This is a genomic window from Atribacterota bacterium (genome assembly GCA_028717805.1).
GTDB lineage: Bacteria > Atribacterota > Phoenicimicrobiia > Phoenicimicrobiales > Stramentimicrobiaceae > Stramentimicrobium.
The window spans coordinates 25,089-42,013 of record JAQUNC010000009.1; the positions used below are offsets into that span (position 1 = coordinate 25,089).

Annotated in this window: 15 protein-coding genes; 4 read left to right on the forward strand and 11 right to left on the reverse strand. The window is 37.3% G+C overall.

Features of this window, described 5'->3' with window-relative positions; genetic code table 11:
* Positions 1-64 precede the first annotated feature (64 nt).
* From PHD84_03420 to PHD84_03430, 3 genes are all read left to right on the forward strand, one after another.
* Positions 65-2,524 carry a hypothetical protein gene (locus PHD84_03420; protein ID MDD5636854.1) on the forward strand — a complete coding sequence of 820 codons (2,460 nt, stop codon included), beginning with the start codon at positions 65-67 and terminating at the stop codon, positions 2,522-2,524.
* Between the two features lie 211 nt (positions 2,525-2,735).
* Positions 2,736-4,454: an AmmeMemoRadiSam system protein B gene (gene amrB, locus PHD84_03425; protein ID MDD5636855.1), complete on the forward strand. Its 1,719-nt coding sequence runs from the start codon at positions 2,736-2,738 to the stop codon at positions 4,452-4,454.
* 27 nt (positions 4,455-4,481) lie between these two features.
* Positions 4,482-7,085 (forward strand): DUF3160 domain-containing protein, encoded by a 2,604-nt coding sequence (locus PHD84_03430; GenBank protein MDD5636856.1) that lies wholly within the window; start codon positions 4,482-4,484, stop codon positions 7,083-7,085.
* Positions 7,086-7,089: 4 nt separating this feature from the next.
* Here the strand turns inward: PHD84_03430 and PHD84_03435 are convergent, their stop codons facing one another.
* The 11 genes from PHD84_03435 to PHD84_03485 all read right to left on the reverse strand — a co-directional run bounded on the left by PHD84_03435 (position 7,090) and on the right by PHD84_03485 (position 16,104).
* On the reverse strand, positions 7,090-7,413 hold the full coding sequence (locus PHD84_03435) for a hypothetical protein (GenBank protein ID MDD5636857.1): 324 nt from the start codon (positions 7,411-7,413) through the stop codon (positions 7,090-7,092).
* Positions 7,410-7,649: a hypothetical protein gene (locus tag PHD84_03440; protein MDD5636858.1), complete on the reverse strand. Its 240-nt coding sequence runs from the start codon at positions 7,647-7,649 to the stop codon at positions 7,410-7,412. The genes PHD84_03435 and PHD84_03440 overlap by 4 nt, the downstream gene beginning before the upstream one ends.
* A gap of 163 nt (positions 7,650-7,812) precedes the next feature.
* Positions 7,813-8,601, reverse strand: a complete 789-nt coding sequence (locus PHD84_03445) for a PLAT/LH2 domain-containing protein (protein MDD5636859.1) — start codon at positions 8,599-8,601, stop codon at positions 7,813-7,815.
* Positions 8,546-9,670: an immunoglobulin domain-containing protein gene (locus PHD84_03450; GenBank protein ID MDD5636860.1), complete on the reverse strand. Its 1,125-nt coding sequence runs from the start codon at positions 9,668-9,670 to the stop codon at positions 8,546-8,548. Before PHD84_03450 ends, PHD84_03445 begins: the two co-directional genes overlap by 56 nt.
* Positions 9,671-9,672: 2 nt before the next feature.
* Positions 9,673-9,888 (reverse strand): hypothetical protein, encoded by a 216-nt coding sequence (locus tag PHD84_03455; protein ID MDD5636861.1) that lies wholly within the window; start codon positions 9,886-9,888, stop codon positions 9,673-9,675.
* A 123-nt stretch (positions 9,889-10,011) separates the two neighbouring features.
* On the reverse strand, positions 10,012-11,172 hold the full coding sequence (locus tag PHD84_03460) for a PKD domain-containing protein (GenBank protein ID MDD5636862.1): 1,161 nt from the start codon (positions 11,170-11,172) through the stop codon (positions 10,012-10,014).
* Between the two features lie 84 nt (positions 11,173-11,256).
* A complete protein-coding gene (locus tag PHD84_03465; GenBank protein ID MDD5636863.1) occupies positions 11,257-11,913 on the reverse strand; it encodes a cysteine hydrolase in 657 nt (218 codons plus the stop codon).
* A gap of 408 nt (positions 11,914-12,321) precedes the next feature.
* Positions 12,322-13,296: an acyl-CoA dehydratase activase gene (locus PHD84_03470; protein ID MDD5636864.1), complete on the reverse strand. Its 975-nt coding sequence runs from the start codon at positions 13,294-13,296 to the stop codon at positions 12,322-12,324.
* Positions 13,293-14,393, reverse strand: coding sequence for a CoA protein activase (locus PHD84_03475; protein ID MDD5636865.1), 1,101 nt, complete (start codon positions 14,391-14,393; stop codon positions 13,293-13,295). Before PHD84_03475 ends, PHD84_03470 begins: the two co-directional genes overlap by 4 nt.
* Complete coding sequence (locus PHD84_03480) at positions 14,365-15,366, reverse strand: acyl-CoA dehydratase activase-related protein (GenBank protein ID MDD5636866.1); 1,002 nt, start codon at positions 15,364-15,366, stop codon at positions 14,365-14,367. The genes PHD84_03475 and PHD84_03480 overlap by 29 nt, the downstream gene beginning before the upstream one ends.
* A 66-nt stretch (positions 15,367-15,432) precedes the next feature.
* A complete protein-coding gene (locus PHD84_03485) occupies positions 15,433-16,104 on the reverse strand; it encodes a protein-L-isoaspartate(D-aspartate) O-methyltransferase (GenBank protein ID MDD5636867.1) in 672 nt (223 codons plus the stop codon).
* Positions 16,105-16,548: 444 nt separating this feature from the next.
* Here PHD84_03485 and PHD84_03490 point away from each other — a divergent pair, with 444 nt between their 5' ends.
* Positions 16,549-16,839, forward strand: a complete 291-nt coding sequence (locus PHD84_03490) for a helix-turn-helix domain-containing protein (GenBank protein MDD5636868.1) — start codon at positions 16,549-16,551, stop codon at positions 16,837-16,839.
* The last annotated feature ends 86 nt before the right edge of the window (positions 16,840-16,925 follow it).

Genomic DNA, 16,925 nt, shown 5'->3' on the forward strand with positions numbered 1-16,925 from the left:
TTACAATATAATTATTATAAGTGTCATAAGTAGATATTTTATAAAAAAGCAGGGGAATTATAAGATGAATAGATTCCGGATTTCATTGAAATACTTCCTCTATCCTGGCATATTTCTAATATCACTATCGGTGTTGATGTTTGAGCTGGCGCTAACCAGGATTTTTTCTATTATGCAATGGAATTACCTGGCTTTTATGATTATCAGTATAGCCTTTTTAGGTTATGGTGCCAGCGGTACCTTTCTTACAGTCACTCCTTCTCTAACTAAAAAAAATAGGAAGGAACAACTTCCTGGTCTATTATCCCATTTCGCCCTTATGTATGGACTCAGTATTTTTTTAGCCCTCTTTCTGATAAACCGCATACCATTTGATCTGTATCGCTTAAATGTAGACAGTTACCAATGGTTTTATTTAACCACTTATTATCTGGCAATAGCTCTGCCCTTTTTCTTTGCCGGTACCTGTATTTCACTGGCCATTACTCACCTACCTATGAAGGTAAGCAGACTCTATTTTTATGATTTAACCGGGGCTTCTCTGGGATGTCTGGCCTTTTTATTCTTTACCAATCATATCAATATCATAAAGCTGCTTATTATGTTGTCTGTTTTTGGTTTCGCTTCTTCTTTTCTATTTTCTCTAGCTCAGGGCAAGAGACTCTTTTCCTTATTACCGCTTATCTTAATTATAATCTTAGCTTTGGTTAATTTTTTCTCTTATTGGTCTTGGTCATTTTCTCTACCTATTAATCATTATAAAGAACTATTTAGCTTTTTACGGTATCCAGAAACCAAAATACTATACCAGAGGGAGAATAGCTTTTCCCAGATTAAGATCGTAGAAAGTCCGGCGGTAAAACATGCCCCGGGGTTGAGTCTCAATTTTAAAGAGAGAATACCAGAGCAACTGGGTATCTTAACTGATGACTCGGGATTGAGTGCCATAACCAGGTTTAATGGCAATATAGAGTCTATTTGTTTTACCGATTTTCTGTCCAATGCTCTGGGTTTCCACCTGAGCAGAAACCAGAACAGGGTGCTGGTTATTGGCTCCGGTGGTGGTCTGGATATTTTAAGTGCCATTTATCATGGCTGTACTGAGATAGAAGCTATTGAATTAAATCCTTTAGTGATTGATTTAATGAAAGGGCAATTTGCCGATTATTCCGGTCAATTGTACAACCGTCCAGAGGTTGCCATATTACCTGGAGAAGGCCGGAGTGTACTGAAGAATATTGACCATAATTTTGATCTGATTCAAATATCACTGGTAGGTTCTGCCACTGCCTCTACCGGTGGATTTCACAGTATCTCAGAAAACTACCTTTATACGGTGGAAGGGATGATTGACTTTTTAGAGCATCTCTCTCCAAATGGAGTAATCTGTATTACCCGCTGGCTTCTTTTCCCTCCCCGAGAATCGGTCAAACTGACTACTATCGCTCTGCAAGCACTGGAGAAGGTGGGAGTAGAAAATCCGGAAAATCATATTGCCTTGATACGCAGCTGGGGTACCACTACCTTTATCTGCAGTCAAAAACCAATTGATGGAGAGATGATTGATATTATCATATCATTCTGCCAGGAAAGAAGTTTTGACTCTATCTACTTTCCTGGAATTCGGCTAGAGCAGGCTAATCAAAATCACCGCCTGGAAAAACCTTATTACTATCTGGCCATTTCTGATTTAATGGAGCATTTTAGACAGAATCGGATGAAGTCATTTTATCAGGACTACTTCTTTAATGTTAGCCCAGCCACTGATAATAGCCCTTTCTTCTTCTACTTCTTAAAGTGGAGTAATATCCCTACTATTATCCGGGATACCAGTTACTGGCAGCCTATTATTGAATGGGGAAATCTCATTGTCTTTGCCACTTTACTGCAGGGAATGTTATTTAGTTTAATTTTTATCTTTTTACCTCTTTTAATCAAAAGAGCATCCCCCGGTAAAGGATGGTATTTCCCACTGCTTTACTTTGCTGCTCTGGGATTAGGTTATATGCTGATAGAGATTTCCTTTATTCAGAAATTTATCCTCTATCTCACCTATCCGACTTATACTACTTCCGCAATTATTTTCTCATTTCTATTCTTTTCCGGACTGGGAAGCCATTTTTCCCAACGCTGGCAGAGAAAAACAATTCACTATTTGAGATGGATTATTCCAGTAATCTGTCTTTTTCTGGTACTGTATCAGAGATTAATACCGACTATCTTCCAATATACCTTCCACCTTCCCTTAATAGTAAGATTTTTACTGACCTGCTCCCTTCTATCTCCCCTATCCTTTCTGATGGGTATGCCCTTTCCTCTGGGTATCCACTTTCTGGCAGAAAGAAGGGAAAGAATGATTCCCTGGGTGTGGGCGACTAATAATTTCTGTTCTATTCTGGCTTCAGTTCTGGCAGTAATTATCGCTATTTCATCTGGTTTTCAGGCTGTAGGATATCTGGCAGCAGGTATTTATTTAGTGGGATTGTTTGGCATTGTGCAAGCAGGGAAAGTTTCCAGGTCATAGTTCATATTTTTAAGTTTTCTAATAAAAGTATTGCGTCGTGCGTATTGCGTATTGCGTTAAAATTCAAAAAAATATAGTGCTATTAACCATTATTGCGGTATTGCATTGTTCTATTAATACAATAATAGGTTAGCATTGGGTATAACTCTGTTGGTATAATAGATCTGGTTGTGTATATTATAATAAGAAGAAAGTATTATATATAATATCTATGAAAAAATTAGTTAAATTCATATTCATTCTTTTTATGTTTTATATCAGCGCTGTGCTTGTTTTTGGGGAAAGCAGTGATGAGAATTCTATTGCGGCAGGGGTAGTGCCCCATCACCTGCTGGCAAAGGAAATTATAGAAGATTTTTTTGGCTATATTATCCGACAGAAACAACTTCCTGATACTATAATCCTATTCAGCCCAGATCATTTCAATTGCTCTGCTCTGAAGAAAGAAAACTCTTTTATCAGTGTCTCTGGTGAATCAAGATCTGTTCGGTTGGAAGGGATAGCTGTAGATACTGAACTATTAAAAAAGTTGGCAAGGGACAATCATATCACGCAGGATCGGAGCGCGATACTTTCAGAGTTTGGTATTACCAACTTATTAGCATTTATAAAAAAATATCTGCCGGAAACAAAAATTATCCCCATTATAATACCCGAAGATATTTCACTGGAAGAGGTAAATCGACTGATAGTAACAATTGATAATAAGGCTTCTTCTAACACTGTGCTAATTGCCAGTGTTGATTTTTCTCATTATCTGCCATCTATAGCAGCAGATTTTCATGACACAAAAAGCATTAGAGTATTATTAAATTTTGAGGAAGAAGAATTTAAAAATATAGAGGTAGACAGCTGGCAATCTTTATATGGCATTCGATTATTTGCCAGATTAAGAGGGCATGAACAGCCCATAGTAATTGCTCATCGCAATTCTGTTGATTTTTTACCAAATGATGGAGATAAAACTACCTCTTATTTTTGTGCCGCCTTTCAAGAAGGACAAAGAAGAGATGATATTCTGGCAGAAACCGTTCTTCTGGCAGGGGATATGATGTTGGGACGAGGCCTGGAAAAATTAATGACAGAAAATGGCATTTATTATCCCTTTCAGAAAATCGTACAGCTATTGAGGGGTGTGGATATTGTTTTTGCTAATTTCGAGGGACCAATTAAAGAGAATGTACCAGGAATTTCAGAAGATGAGGCTAAATTTGCCTCTCGTCCAGAGGTGTTGGAAGCAGTTAGATGGAGTCAGATTAACCTGCTATCTTTAGCCAATAATCATACTACAGACCTGGGTGAGGAAGGATTGGAAGAGACCAAAGAATGGCTGCAAAAGTACCAAATTAATTTTATCGGTACTACACTGCCTGACCACCAGCACATAAAAAATAATTCTTTTTATACTGAACAGTACGTTTTTCTGGCCTTTAACCGCATATTGCCCTATATTGATTATCAAGAGAGTATAATTAAAGAAGTAGAAAAAACAAAGCAATCTAATCCAGGGAAAATTATTATTGTCAGCATACATTGGGGTAAGGAAAATGAATTAATCAGTTCTCCAATCCAAAGAGAATTAGCCCACCAGATAATTGCGGCCGGTGCTGATGTAATTGTTGGGCATCATCCCCATGTGGTTCAGGAAATCGAATTAATAGATAATAGACCAGTCTTCTATTCGTTAGGAAATTTTATTTTTAACCAACAAGCTTATTCAGAAACCAGGGAAGGCTTGTTAATTGGGATAACAATGACAGCTGATAATCTTACCCTTTGGCTTTTTCCCATAAAAAACCAGGCAGGTCAGCCAATGCTATTGAGCCAGCTTGAGGCAGAAATATTTCTTAACAATTTAGCTAAAAAATCTGATAAAAGATTATGGGAGGAACTCAAAAAAGGTATAATAGAATTAGAAAGGACAAGATAAAAAATAAAAAATCAGTTGGTACAGAAAATGAAAAAATTAAAAGAAAGTAAATTCCTTTTCAAAGGTATATTTACATTAATTACAATAGCAATTATATTAATATTATCTTTAACAGTTTCCCAGTCTCTGGCAGATGCAAATCCATTCAATAAACAATTAATTAATTCTGATAGTATTATAATAGAACCGGTCGAAATCAAGGCTCATATTCCGGGGCATTCCCTGCCTTTAAATACTACTAGCATTGAAAATTATCAGGACTTTTTTAAGAAGATACCTTTGACACCAGGGGCATTAAGCTTATTACAGAAGAATGCCTTTGTGGTTATCCCCACGCCTCTTGATATTGCCGAACAGGAGGTCTTTCTAGATTCTATCCGGGAATTAGCAAATCCTAAGGACGATTTTATCGCATATTATCAGGTATTGAAAAATATTGATGTACCTATTTTTATCACTTCCGATTCTCTGCTGCACTATTATCATATCTTTTTTGATACTACTTTGATGCGCCTGGAGCGCGATCTTTTTTATCAGGATATCTGGGAGATAAGCAAAGAATTACTTAAAACATCCCTTAATGATTATAATTATGCTGAGAATGATTTAAAAGAGGCCGCCAGGAGAAATGTAGCCTACCTTTCAGTAGCTCTGGAACTTATAAAACCCCAAAAAAGCCAGGTTGTAAGCGATGAAATACTAAAAGAAGAATATTGTTCACCAGAAATAGAGCCGGAAATTTGTGAGATGATGATTGCCGGGGTAAAAGATATTTATGGTGAGCAGGTCAGTTATCAATATTTCAGCCAGAAAGAATTTGAATACTATCATTTCGATGTGCCGAAAATTGTTCAGGATTTAGTTGAAGAAGAGATAAATTTAATCCAGGAGCATAAAGGATGGGAGTTTTCTCCCATTTTCATTTATCAGGAAGATTATTCCCAATATGTACCCCGGGGACATTATACTAAATCTGAGAAACTAAAGAATTACTTTAAAGCTCTTATGTGGTATGGAAGAATGACTGCTTTAATTGAAGGCTCCCCATCCTTATTTGCAGGAGAATCTATGTGTAGTGGTGGTCTGGGAGGAATCATCTCTGAATATGATGCCCGGATACAAACCTTGCAAGCATTTTTATTGGCAGAAAAATTTGTCAGCAGCCAGAATATCCAGGAGCGATGGCATCGGATTTATAGCATTACCTCTTTTATGGTAGGCTTCTCTGACGATTTAGGTCCTTCTGAGTATGGTCAAGCATTGCAGGAAGTTTTTTCAGCAGAACAGGGAATGGCAAGTATAGAAAAGTTTGCTGAAAATTATGATAAGTTGAAAAAAGCTATTGGTGAATATCCTTATGAGCCAAAAATATACAGTGGATTGGGTGCCTGTGAATTATTGATGCCCTGCCCTCCACTTAGTGATGAGGATAGCCAGAATTTAAAGATAAAGGCGAAAGAGCTTTTGTCTCAAACCAAGGGATTTCGACTGATGGGACAGAGGTTTACGCTGGATTCCTGGCTATTTTCAGAAATTGTCTCTCCCTATAGTGGTAAGTATAACGGACCAAAACTACCCTTACCGACAGAGGAAAAGCCCTTTACCTTCAGCTGGAATGATGATTATGAAGAATTCAGGAATAACCGACCATTCACCTGGGTAAAAACAGAAGTGGATGCCTGTCCTCCTCCAGCTGCCAGGGAAGTTCGGGGATTTCCTCGAGGTTTAGACTTAATGGCTTTACTGGGTTCAGAAATAGCTTGGGAAATACTGGAAATTTCCGGAGATACTCAATATAGTGATTATGAAAAAACCTTCCGGAAGCTGAAAGACTATATTGACTCTATGGAACAGAAAGACTGGTTCAGTAATCTTTATTTAAACTGGCTTTATGTCTTACAAGCATTGCATGGGGAATTCGGTGCAGGATACCCTACTTTCATGCAAACTAAAGCCTGGCTGGATAAAGAGCTTAACACCACCCTGGCTTCCTGGGCTCAATTAAGGCATGATACAATCTTATATGTAAAACAGAGTTACACTATGGCTGAAAAGGGCGGCTTTTTTCAACCTCCGGTAGTAGGCTATGTAGAACCCGTACCCGAATTTTATAGCAGGCTATTAAACTTAACCAATATGACTCTGGCAGGGTTTGGAAAATTAATTCCTCCCCAGATACTGGAAGATTTAAGAATAGATTCAGGATTGAAACGATTTACCGAAGCACTGGAGAGATTAATGGATATTACTAAAAAAGAATTGGCCAATAAGTCATTGGAAGAAATAGATTATGATTTTATCGAAAATTTTGGCAGCATTTCTGCTAATTTAATTGGAATAATAGCTGGTGGAGATATTAGTCCAGACTCTCTAAAGTCAGTGATGATTGCCGATGTACATACTGAAGGAAATACTAAAAAAGTACTGGAAGAGGGCACTGGTTTTATTAATACTGCCATTATTGCCTATAGGCTTCCCCAGGGGCATATCATTGTTGGGGCAGGTCCGGTTTTCAGTTATTATGAATTCAAGCAGCCGATGAGTGAACGGTTAACCGATGAAGCCTGGAGAGAAATATTGGAAAACAATCCACCGAATGAGCCGGAGTGGATTAGAAATTTTTCAGGCTGATCCCTCATTTCCCCTTTTCAACGGTTTTAATTGATACAGAATGAACAACAGCAAGTACTTCTTCCAGGTATTTTTCAAATTCTGTTACAGGGGCATGAAAGCTGAACGTATAAAACAGGTCTCCTATAATAGCACTATAGCGAAGATATTGATGATTGCTATTGCCTATCTTGATGGTATACAGAGCTTTAATTGCCAGGTATCCTGAAAAGGTACCCGGAACAGATTCCTGAAAAATTGCCCCGGCTAACTCTAAACTTTCCTTATTTTCTGCCCATAGCTTTTTTAAGGTGTAATCCTCTCCAAATAACGGAGTTCCTAAAATCATATTGAACCCTTGGAATCAGGAGTATCAATCAAGATTCCTCGTTCCTGGGAAGAATAATTAATCCATTTTTCCGGATAAATTAAAGAGATATCCAGATAGGCATAATGATATTGGTAATAAACATAACCTTCTGGCACTTCTACCTCCGGTAGCAATTCCTTTTGTTGACTATAGATGGTCTGGTTAAAGCTGAAAACCAACAAAAATATAAAACAAAGGAAAATGATTTTTTTCATGTTTTCTCTGCTCCTCCTTTTTGCTTCTTTTTTTTGTTCAACTAAAACTTTAAACTTTGGTTTCAGCTTCAGAGCTTCAGCGAGCTTCAGGGTCAGGTCTTGAAATATCACTCTTTGTTATTTTTAAATTATAGATCCCTAATTTATTGATTCCTTATTTATTTTATTGTGTTAAACTTAAATTAAAAGTTTTATTAGTATCATCCTGCCATAGAAATTTTTCCAGCCAAGTATCTGGTCGAGCATGCCAGGTAGAATGGGTTCCTAAATCTTCTACCAAAATTTCACTGATACACCATCCCGGACCTGGGCCAGTATTATCATGTTTAATTTGAATTTTATTAATCTCGCCCAAATCAGATGAATTTACATAAATATTATCTATATCTCCTGTCTCGAAGGTCCCTAAATGTTTAATGGCAATATCATGAGGTGGGCTTGGTTTAGAATAAACATCATACCAGGAAGAAGTTCCTTTGTTTCCAAAAAGTTTAATGCTAATCTTAGCATCAGTTCCTGACAAGTCTTCGTTGCCCGTCTTTATTTGTACTCTATAACGACTTAGGAGTTTATCAGCAAATCCTGTAAAATCAATTTCCGGTAATTCTTTTCCTAATTTTCCTTCAACCAAGCTTAAATCATAGATATTGGGATCTATAAATTCAGGAGGTTCTCCAACATTATAACAATCGAATCTGAAAGTACCTCCCCCACCACAGTCCTCACCAGCTAAACCCATCCATACACTAACATCTTCACACAAATCACAAGATGGATAGATGGCATGCTTATCTTCCGATGCATATACCAGTAACCTGTTATTATAAAATTGCAAGTTACTGCACATTACTTCAGAATGTGATTTTTGTGTTGTGGTTAAGGCAACATCACCTTTATTACATACCCTTATTCTCTCCGTTTTGCCCTTCCAGGGCAAGATAAACATTAGCATCGGTACCAGCACCCATTTTTGTGCCAGTAGTAATCTTGACTTGATACAAAACCTGGGTGGGGATTTGATCTGAACTGCCCTCTGGTTCAATTACGATAATGCTTACGGAATCACTGTCCTGACTGCCTTTACTATCGCTAACCGTACAGGTAATGTGATAGGTTCCAGGAGTACCGGGAGCTACCCAATTCAAAGATGAAGTATTCCCTCCTACCAACTGACCATTAACAGTCCAGTTATACGTAAGCGTATCTCCATCCCCGTCACTGGCAGTACAGCTTAAATTGACAGCTTGATTCACTTCTACAGAATTCTGACTGGAAACAAGCGAAGAAATGATGGGCGGATGATTTTCTTCTCCCTCAGAACCATCTGTAAAATCATTCACAGAAAGCTGGTACTCTCCTTCTCCGGAAGAACGGGATACCCTGATGTACCAGGGTCCGGTGGAATCAGCTACATAATCAAGAGTTTTAGTATCCCAACGGGTTATGGAAGAACCTCGTGAATTGTTGTTGGAATTTAACAAAGAAATGCTATAACTGGCATTGCCGGGAATAGTCAGCTGCAGAGTAATCAGCTGTCCTTCTTCTACTTCTAAACGATAGTAATCATCATTGTCGCGATGACCTTCGCTGTCCTCTTCTCCAAGATCACCAATATAAGTACCCGATTGAATGAGAATTGCGTCTTCCCAGGTATCCGTCTCGGGTAATTGATCTCCTTCTAAAGGTGGTTTCTCTTCCTCTTCCTCAGTTTCCTCCTCATCTAACTGTAAAACGATACTTTCTTTCTGAAAAGCTACGTGATTATCCTGAGGTGATTCCCGTTCTATCCTTATCAGAATTGTAGTTGCCCCGGGAATGAATGCCCTATCAATGCTTACCTGACCCTGACAGCTATAACCTACTGGATCATCTGAGGATGAAATGTTGGGAAGGATAACTGTTTTGGTCTTAAAAACTCCACCCATATTACCGCTTCCGGGAAAACCATAGATTAGTTTGAATTTTGCCTCAAATCCCCTTCCTCCATCGGGACGATCAGTAGCCAGAGCAGTAAAATCCAAGATTAAATCCTCATTACCAAGAGATATTCCCTCAAAAGTCCACTCTGCATAATGTTGAAGCCCAAATCCCTAAGCCAGTTCCAGCCTTCAATTGAATCTCCATCTGACCGATAAGTACTGGCCTGTTTCTCACCATACCCTCTTGTCCAGGAAGAAAATCCAGTAAAAAACAAGATTAAAAGAAATAAAACCAACATTATAATTTTACTTTTTTTCATAACCAACCTCCTTCTCTTTTTTTAATTCTTTAATTTTATTTCTATTCTATAAATATTATTCCCTAAAATGATAGATTGTTAATCTCTTAATAATTATCTTGGCCATAAAATTTTTAATTACCCTCATTTAAAATTTAAATCATAACCAGGAGGAACTTTATAAAGCCCCTCAATCATGTGCTGTATTATTTCCGAAATATGGTTAAAATCCCGCCAATTATCTCTTGCAATGGTTGTTCCCTGCCAGATATTAAATCCTACTATACCGGAAAACGATTGGAGATAGGCAGCATATAGATTTCCAGGGAAACCACATAATCGAGAATCCGGATTAATCTGAATCTCAGCAGCATAAAGTTGATAATTTCTCCAATGGGTGTCAATATGATAACAAAGATTCTTTCGACTTAGCTCATAGTTGTAAGTTATCTTCACCGGACTTCGAGGGTCATGACTTAAATAAAAAACAACCTTATCACCAACAATATTATTCCATTTATTTAATACTTGCTGCATCTGCCTGAAATTAGTACCATCATAGACTGCTACATAACCATCAAGCCAGCGGATAGTTCGGTTCCTTCCCCAGCCAAATTTGCGTATTAGCTCTCTTTCCTGGTAAGTTAATGAAGGCAAACTATCCACAACTTGAATCCGAACTGTTCGATTATCTACCCCTCCTCTATTATCCGTCACTTCACAGCTGATAAAATAATCCCCGGTTTGATGAGGAGCTGTCCAGGTTACAGTGGCACCGCTTCCTCTTAATAAGCCCTTGTTGGTATGCCAATAATAGGAAATGCCATCTCCACCTGTATCGGCAGCATGACAGGTCAATCTGCTATCTTGCCCTATTTCTAAGATATCAGGTTGGGCAATTAGACCGGAAATTATTGGGGGATTATTTTGGCACCAGGGAATTAGGTGAATAATCATACCTTTTTGATAAGTATCTTCTCTCATTATATTTCTGATTTGACCTAAAAAATAATCACCTTTAGTTATCCCGGGATCCAGATATAAAACATCTCCCACGCTTACACTTATCAATTGCTGAGTAATTCTTCTGAATACCAGAATACTGTGGTCAGAAGAAATATAAATAAGTTCATTAAGCGAATCATCATTTAACACTACTGTATTTATCGGTAGGGAATCCAGAGTTTCTGGAGAGATATTTTCGCTTGCTGCCATATCAACTCTAAATAAGGTGAAGACAAAAAAAGTACCTATTAAGGTAAATATAATTTTCAAAAAAGATTTACCGGGTTCGTGAGAAAACATAACCTGACTCCTCTTATTTTTTGAAATTCTAAATTATATTCAACAAGCTTGATCCCATTACATACTACCATCACACGCCAAAACTTACTTTAATAATACTATTATCTCTAAATGGTTTAAAACCTTGGCAAAACCCTTTCTCATTACTTTAACTTCGACTTCATGTAACTTTTTATCATCTGCTGAATTAATATCACTACCAAATATTACTTTGTATCCTCTTTCATAAGCTTGCCTCGCTGTGGTGCTACAACAAAAATTGGTTAAAGTTCCACATATAATTACACTTTCTATGTTTAAATTTTTTAATATTGTATCTAAAGGAGTATCATAAAAAGCTCCATATGAAGGTTTATAAATTATTACCTCATTATCTAATGGTTTTAATTCATCATATATATTCCCTTTTTTAAACCACTCATTATCATTATCCAGTTTTTTATCATATCTATTAGGCATAAAACTTCCACTTCTAGGTCTATCTAATCCCATATGTGTATCTGCAAAAGCTGTATATATAACAGGAGCTTTAATAATTCTACAATGTTCAATTAATTTCTTTATTTTTGGAACCTGTTTGGTAGCTTCAGGTACCCAAAATGGAGTCCAACTTGGTTTTACAAATTCATCTTGCATATCTATGACAAGCAATGCTATTGAACTTATATCTACTTTAAAATCAGCTTTTCCTTTTTCATAGGCTTCTCTAGCGAAACCTAATACATCAGTTTGTGAAAACACTTTTATTCCTCCTTAAGTTTTGTAGGTTTTAGGTTCAGGTCTCAACAAGCTGCTCGAGAATACCTAATAATATTACAGAAGATGAGGAAATAAAAAGGCATTTTTAGTATAATAGTTTGTGAAATTGTGAAGCCTGACCCCTTATTCTTTATTTTTCAAGCAGAGGATTACTTTTAACCTACATTACCTTTTCTCTTACAAGAAAAAGATTGAATCAGGTGGAGAAGAGATAAAAGATAAAATAAGGAAAGAAAACTAAAAGAAATGTAATTATTCTATATTATACTATTTTTGGAAAAAATCAGTAATAAAATTTATAGCAGAAAGGGGTAAATATAGTTTTCAGTCACTGGTAGTTAGGTTGGTATTTAGTAGTTAGATTAGAGTTTTAATTTTATAGTTGATTTCCTATCGAATTGCTTGATATCCTATAGACCATTTGCCACAACGATCGCCCCAGCGAGCAATCGGTTCACCATCAATCATTATTTCTATCACTTCACAATGATTGGGGCAACCGTCGCATTCAAATCCGGAAGTTTGATAATCCCGCTCAACTAACTCGAACCCATAAAAAGTAGAGGTACGGGGATTTTGCTCCATTTCTTCTTTGACCAATAAAGCCGCTCCTATAGCTCCCATTACCCGGTAATACTCCGGAACGATTATTTCATAACCTGTTTCCTTTTCAAAACTTTTCTTAATTCCGGAATTAGCAGCAACACCACCCTGAAAGAAGACAGGTGGTGAAATTCTCTTCCCTTTTCCTACATTATTAAGGTAATTACGCACCAATGCTTCACACAAACCGGCAATGACATCTTCTTTTTTATAACCCATCTGCTGCTTATGGACCATATCCGACTCCGCAAAGACTGTGCATCTTCCGGCTATGCGTACCGGATTCTCCGAACGTAAAGCATAATTACCAAACTCTTCAATAGGAATATCCAAACGATAAGCTTGATGATCTAGAAAAGACCCGGTACCGGCAGCACAAATGGTATTCATGGCAAAATCAACCACTACCCCATTCTGGAGAATAATGATTTTAGAATCTTGACCACCTATCTCAAAGATGGTACGTACTTCAGGATTTATATATAATGCTGCTACAGAATGAGCGGTAATTTCATTCTTTATAATATCGGCTCCCACTATAGCCCCGGCTAGCACTCTTCCACTACCTGTGGTACCAACACCTATTACTTCTAAGGAAATACCCTTATTCTCTTTTTTAATAATAGAGAGCCCTTCCTTGATCATTGCAATTGGTTGCCCTTGAGTTCTCAGATAAACATCGCTAAGTACATTATTATTTTCATCCAATAAAACGAGATCAGTGCTTACTGCTCCTACATCAATCCCTAAAAATGTCCTCATGATACCATCACTACCTTCTTCCTTCTCTTTTTAAGCAAATCAATGAAAGCTTCTATACGGGTATTAAGACCTTCTTCACCAGTTTGCTCATCATAGGTCAATGTTAAAGTAGGAAAATTTAAATCCTCGCTAACCTTTTTTAAAATAGTCTCGGCAACAATCTCAGGCATACAGGTAAAGGGAATAACCTGAATAGCTCCATCTAATCCTTCCCGATGAGCCAACACCACATTACCCACAGTGGTTTGCCCTTCGCCGCCTACTGAATGTGCCAGGTAATGGTAGGCGGCTTCTTCAAACTCCTTCTCCTCCTTAACGCTGTCCTTGAAAATTTTCAACCTTATAATAGGGCCAATCCAGGCTTCGATAGAATTTTTCCTTACTACCTCTACACCCAGATAACCAAGCTTCTCTTCCAGATGATGATTGGAGAAAGGCTCCAGAGAGACATAGAATTCCCCCACCAGGGCTATTCTAATAAGAATTTTCTTTTGAAAATCAGTAATTTCCTTAAATTTACTTAGACTATCTTCTTCAATTTGCTTCAGCGTTTCCAGATCTTTTGCCTTCTTTATCTTAATCATGCTCTCCTTTAATGCTCGGGAGGATTCCCCTCTCTTCTTTTCCCTTGGTCGAACCTGTAATACTTTATTCTCCAGTTTTTCCATTAACAAAATTTTCTGCCAGGCTAATCGATATTGATTAATCATATAAGACCAGCTTCTACCATTACGTAAGATATTAATATTATCCCATAGGGTCATCCAGTTTCCCCGGGGAATTTCCATAATAATCATTTTAAAGTCATATCCCAGGTCTATAAGTACATCACGCTGTACTTGAGCATAATAACCAAACCGACATGGTCCCCAGCCACCGGCCATAATTAGCCCTTCAGCACCGAGTTCCAGAGCCTCTATAAAATTACCCAGAGCAATCTTTAAAGGCAAGCAGCAATATTCCGGCGAATATCTGACTCCCAAGTCCAGAGTTTTTTTACTGTTTGGCGGCACCTCTGCCAGCTCATGTCCCATATCTGTAATAATAGTTTCATTAATCACGTCAATATTACCAAGACGGGGCAAAGCTAATTTCATTTCTCTTTTTCCTCCTGATCATATCCAGAAAGCCCTCAATACGGGTATTGATACCCGCTTCTCCGGTATGCTCATCAAAAACAAATTCAGTATAGGCAACTCCAGGGTGCTGCTGGCTTTGATGATGAATCAGCTCACCTACCATGGAATCTTCTCCGCATTCAAAGGAAGTTAAATGTATAATTCCCTCCACCCGGTTTTCAAAATAATAAAAGGCAGCACCTGTTACTTTTCGGGAAAGACTCCAGAAAATTGGCTTGTATAGCTTTTTCAATTGTTTTTTAACAATATTAGGGGGCACCATTCCCGGTGTCAGCACATTAACCTTCATATTCTTCAACTTCTCTATCAAGTTTAAGTTAATATAGGAATCATTAATGAGATAATCGTGACCAACTACGGCAATGTTAATTGGTATCTCTGGTAATTGCTTCCTAGCACTATTAGTATCGATGTTTAATAGACCGGGTCTAAGTGTTTTGGGATCTAAAATGTTAGCCACATAATTTTTCTGGAAATTCTCCCAGGAGGCAGAAAAGGCTCTGGAGATAGCTAAAGAATTTTCAGTTACCAATTGCCCTACCTGAAATAAACTATTCTTCCAGGTACCATAAGACTTTCTAATATCAACAACCGGATTGATAATTGGGCATAAAGAAGTAAGGGAAGTTTTTACCATGTCCGGAAGACCAATAATCTTGGGGCAAAAGAAGGCACCCTTTTCAACACATACCATTCTAGGAATCAACATATAATCTACCTGATCGGCTAAACTTAATACATGTCCATAGAACGCCTTTACCGGCAGGCAGACCTCGCTTAGAGAAGAACGTATTCCTAAATCAAGAATATTTTTATTAGTAGACTTAGAAAGTATTACCTCTGCTCCCAGGCGAGTTAAAAACTCTTTCCAGAGAGGGTAGTATTCATAGAAATAGAGTGCATAAGGTATACCAATCTTTTTCTGCTTCATTTTCTTTACCGCTTTCTTTAAAGCAGGATTAAAATACCTAAACAAGATTTAATAAGTTTAATCAATTCACCTGAGCATGGGTACAAAAAGAACGCCAGTAATTCCTTCCGAAACTCTATTGCCTTCTTTGATATAAATTTTCATTAAGGTTTGAATCATCCACACACTACCGACCGGAATGACCATTCGTCCATGCTCTGGATGTAATTGTTCTAATAAAGGTGGAGGTACATGATCGGGAGCACAGGTAACTATAATAGCATCAAAGGGTGCTTCCTCCTCCCAGCCATAATAGCCATCTCCAACCATAAATTTAACATTATTATAACCCAGCCTGTTTAGCAGATCTTGTGCCTTTAGGGATAATGATTCGTAAATTTCTATAGTATAAACTTCCCTTACTATTTCTGCTAAAATGGCGGCTTGATAGCCAGAGCCGGTACCTATTTCCAGGACTTTTTCTTCTCCAGTTAGCTCCAGTAATTGAGTCATTAAAGCGACAATATAGGGTTGGGAAATAGTCTGACCTTCACCAATACCTAAAGGATAATCATTGTATGCTTCATCCTTAACTCGGCTATCTACAAATTCATGTCGGGGAACTTTTCTCATGGCCGCCAAGACTAGTGTATCGGTAATATCTCGGGCAACTAATTGACTGGTTACCATCTTCTCTCGACGTTGATGGTAGACAGATTCTTCTGTTTCCTGTGAGAAGATTGCAGTGTCAAACATCATTAAAGAAAGGATTAATATGAGAAAAAGAAATATTATTTTAAATCTTCTCATTTTATTATCCACCTCCATTCAACCTAAGCAGTAAAATAGGTTAAACACTAGTGGCGATTAGCTTTTTTATCTAATAATCAGCCTGTAGTAAATAATGTTACCCTTTTATCGCTTTTTTTTCAAGATTGCTTTTCAGTAAGTTAGTCTTTCTTAAATTGTTATTTTTTAAAATCTCCTTAAGTTTAATCTTTTTTTCAGCAATAAATCCCCTTTTGCTTTTACTTTTAAGTCTTTTTGAGCAAAATTTTAGTAAAAATATCCTCTATTTTTACTGTTACTGGACTACAAAATAATATCCCATGACTTATTATATACCAAAAACATTTTATTAATAAAAAATTACTTATAAAAAATTAAATAATAGCTGATTCAGGAGGTAACTAAATTTTTATCATGAAAATAATGAATAAATTAATACAAAAGGCTAAAGGTGGAGATAAGGAAGCTATGGCACAGTTAATTGAGCAATTTAATCCTCTCTTAAAAAGACAGGCTAGCTTTTTCAAGCTATTGGGACTGGAATATGAAGATGCCTATCAACAGGCTGTTTTATACTTTATTTCCGGTGTTTACCAGTACCGGCTGATACCACCGGTAACCTTTGCCGGATATATGAAGAAAAGGATTAAATGGGGGCTTTGGGTGTATTGGAGAAAACTGTATGGGAATCATAGTGGGAAATAAAGTTTTTAGTTGTCAGTTCATTTTGTAAAGAACAACCAATAAGCTCTTCTTATATTATGACTATATTTTTGCTCTCTACGATCGAC

What these genes read in the sequence shown, in the direction of transcription:
- PHD84_03420 (MDD5636854.1), top strand. Translation starts at nt 65, where the DNA reads ATGAATAGATTCCGGATTTCATTGAAATACTTCCTCTATCCTGGCATA.
- amrB (MDD5636855.1), top strand. Translation starts at nt 2,736, where the DNA reads ATGAAAAAATTAGTTAAATTCATATTCATTCTTTTTATGTTTTATATC.
- PHD84_03430 (MDD5636856.1), top strand. Translation starts at nt 4,482, where the DNA reads ATGAAAAAATTAAAAGAAAGTAAATTCCTTTTCAAAGGTATATTTACA.
- PHD84_03435 (MDD5636857.1), bottom strand. Translation starts at nt 7,413, where the DNA reads ATGATTTTAGGAACTCCGTTATTTGGAGAGGATTACACCTTAAAAAAG.
- PHD84_03440 (MDD5636858.1), bottom strand. Translation starts at nt 7,649, where the DNA reads ATGAAAAAAATCATTTTCCTTTGTTTTATATTTTTGTTGGTTTTCAGC.
- PHD84_03445 (MDD5636859.1), bottom strand. Translation starts at nt 8,601, where the DNA reads ATGCTAATGTTTATCTTGCCCTGGAAGGGCAAAACGGAGAGAATAAGG.
- PHD84_03455 (MDD5636861.1), bottom strand. Translation starts at nt 9,888, where the DNA reads ATGAAAAAAAGTAAAATTATAATGTTGGTTTTATTTCTTTTAATCTTG.
- PHD84_03460 (MDD5636862.1), bottom strand. Translation starts at nt 11,172, where the DNA reads ATGTTTTCTCACGAACCCGGTAAATCTTTTTTGAAAATTATATTTACC.
- PHD84_03470 (MDD5636864.1), bottom strand. Translation starts at nt 13,296, where the DNA reads ATGAGGACATTTTTAGGGATTGATGTAGGAGCAGTAAGCACTGATCTC.
- PHD84_03475 (MDD5636865.1), bottom strand. Translation starts at nt 14,393, where the DNA reads ATGAAATTAGCTTTGCCCCGTCTTGGTAATATTGACGTGATTAATGAA.
- PHD84_03480 (MDD5636866.1), bottom strand. Translation starts at nt 15,366, where the DNA reads ATGAAGCAGAAAAAGATTGGTATACCTTATGCACTCTATTTCTATGAA.
- PHD84_03485 (MDD5636867.1), bottom strand. Translation starts at nt 16,104, where the DNA reads ATGATGTTTGACACTGCAATCTTCTCACAGGAAACAGAAGAATCTGTC.
- PHD84_03490 (MDD5636868.1), top strand. Translation starts at nt 16,549, where the DNA reads ATGAAAATAATGAATAAATTAATACAAAAGGCTAAAGGTGGAGATAAG.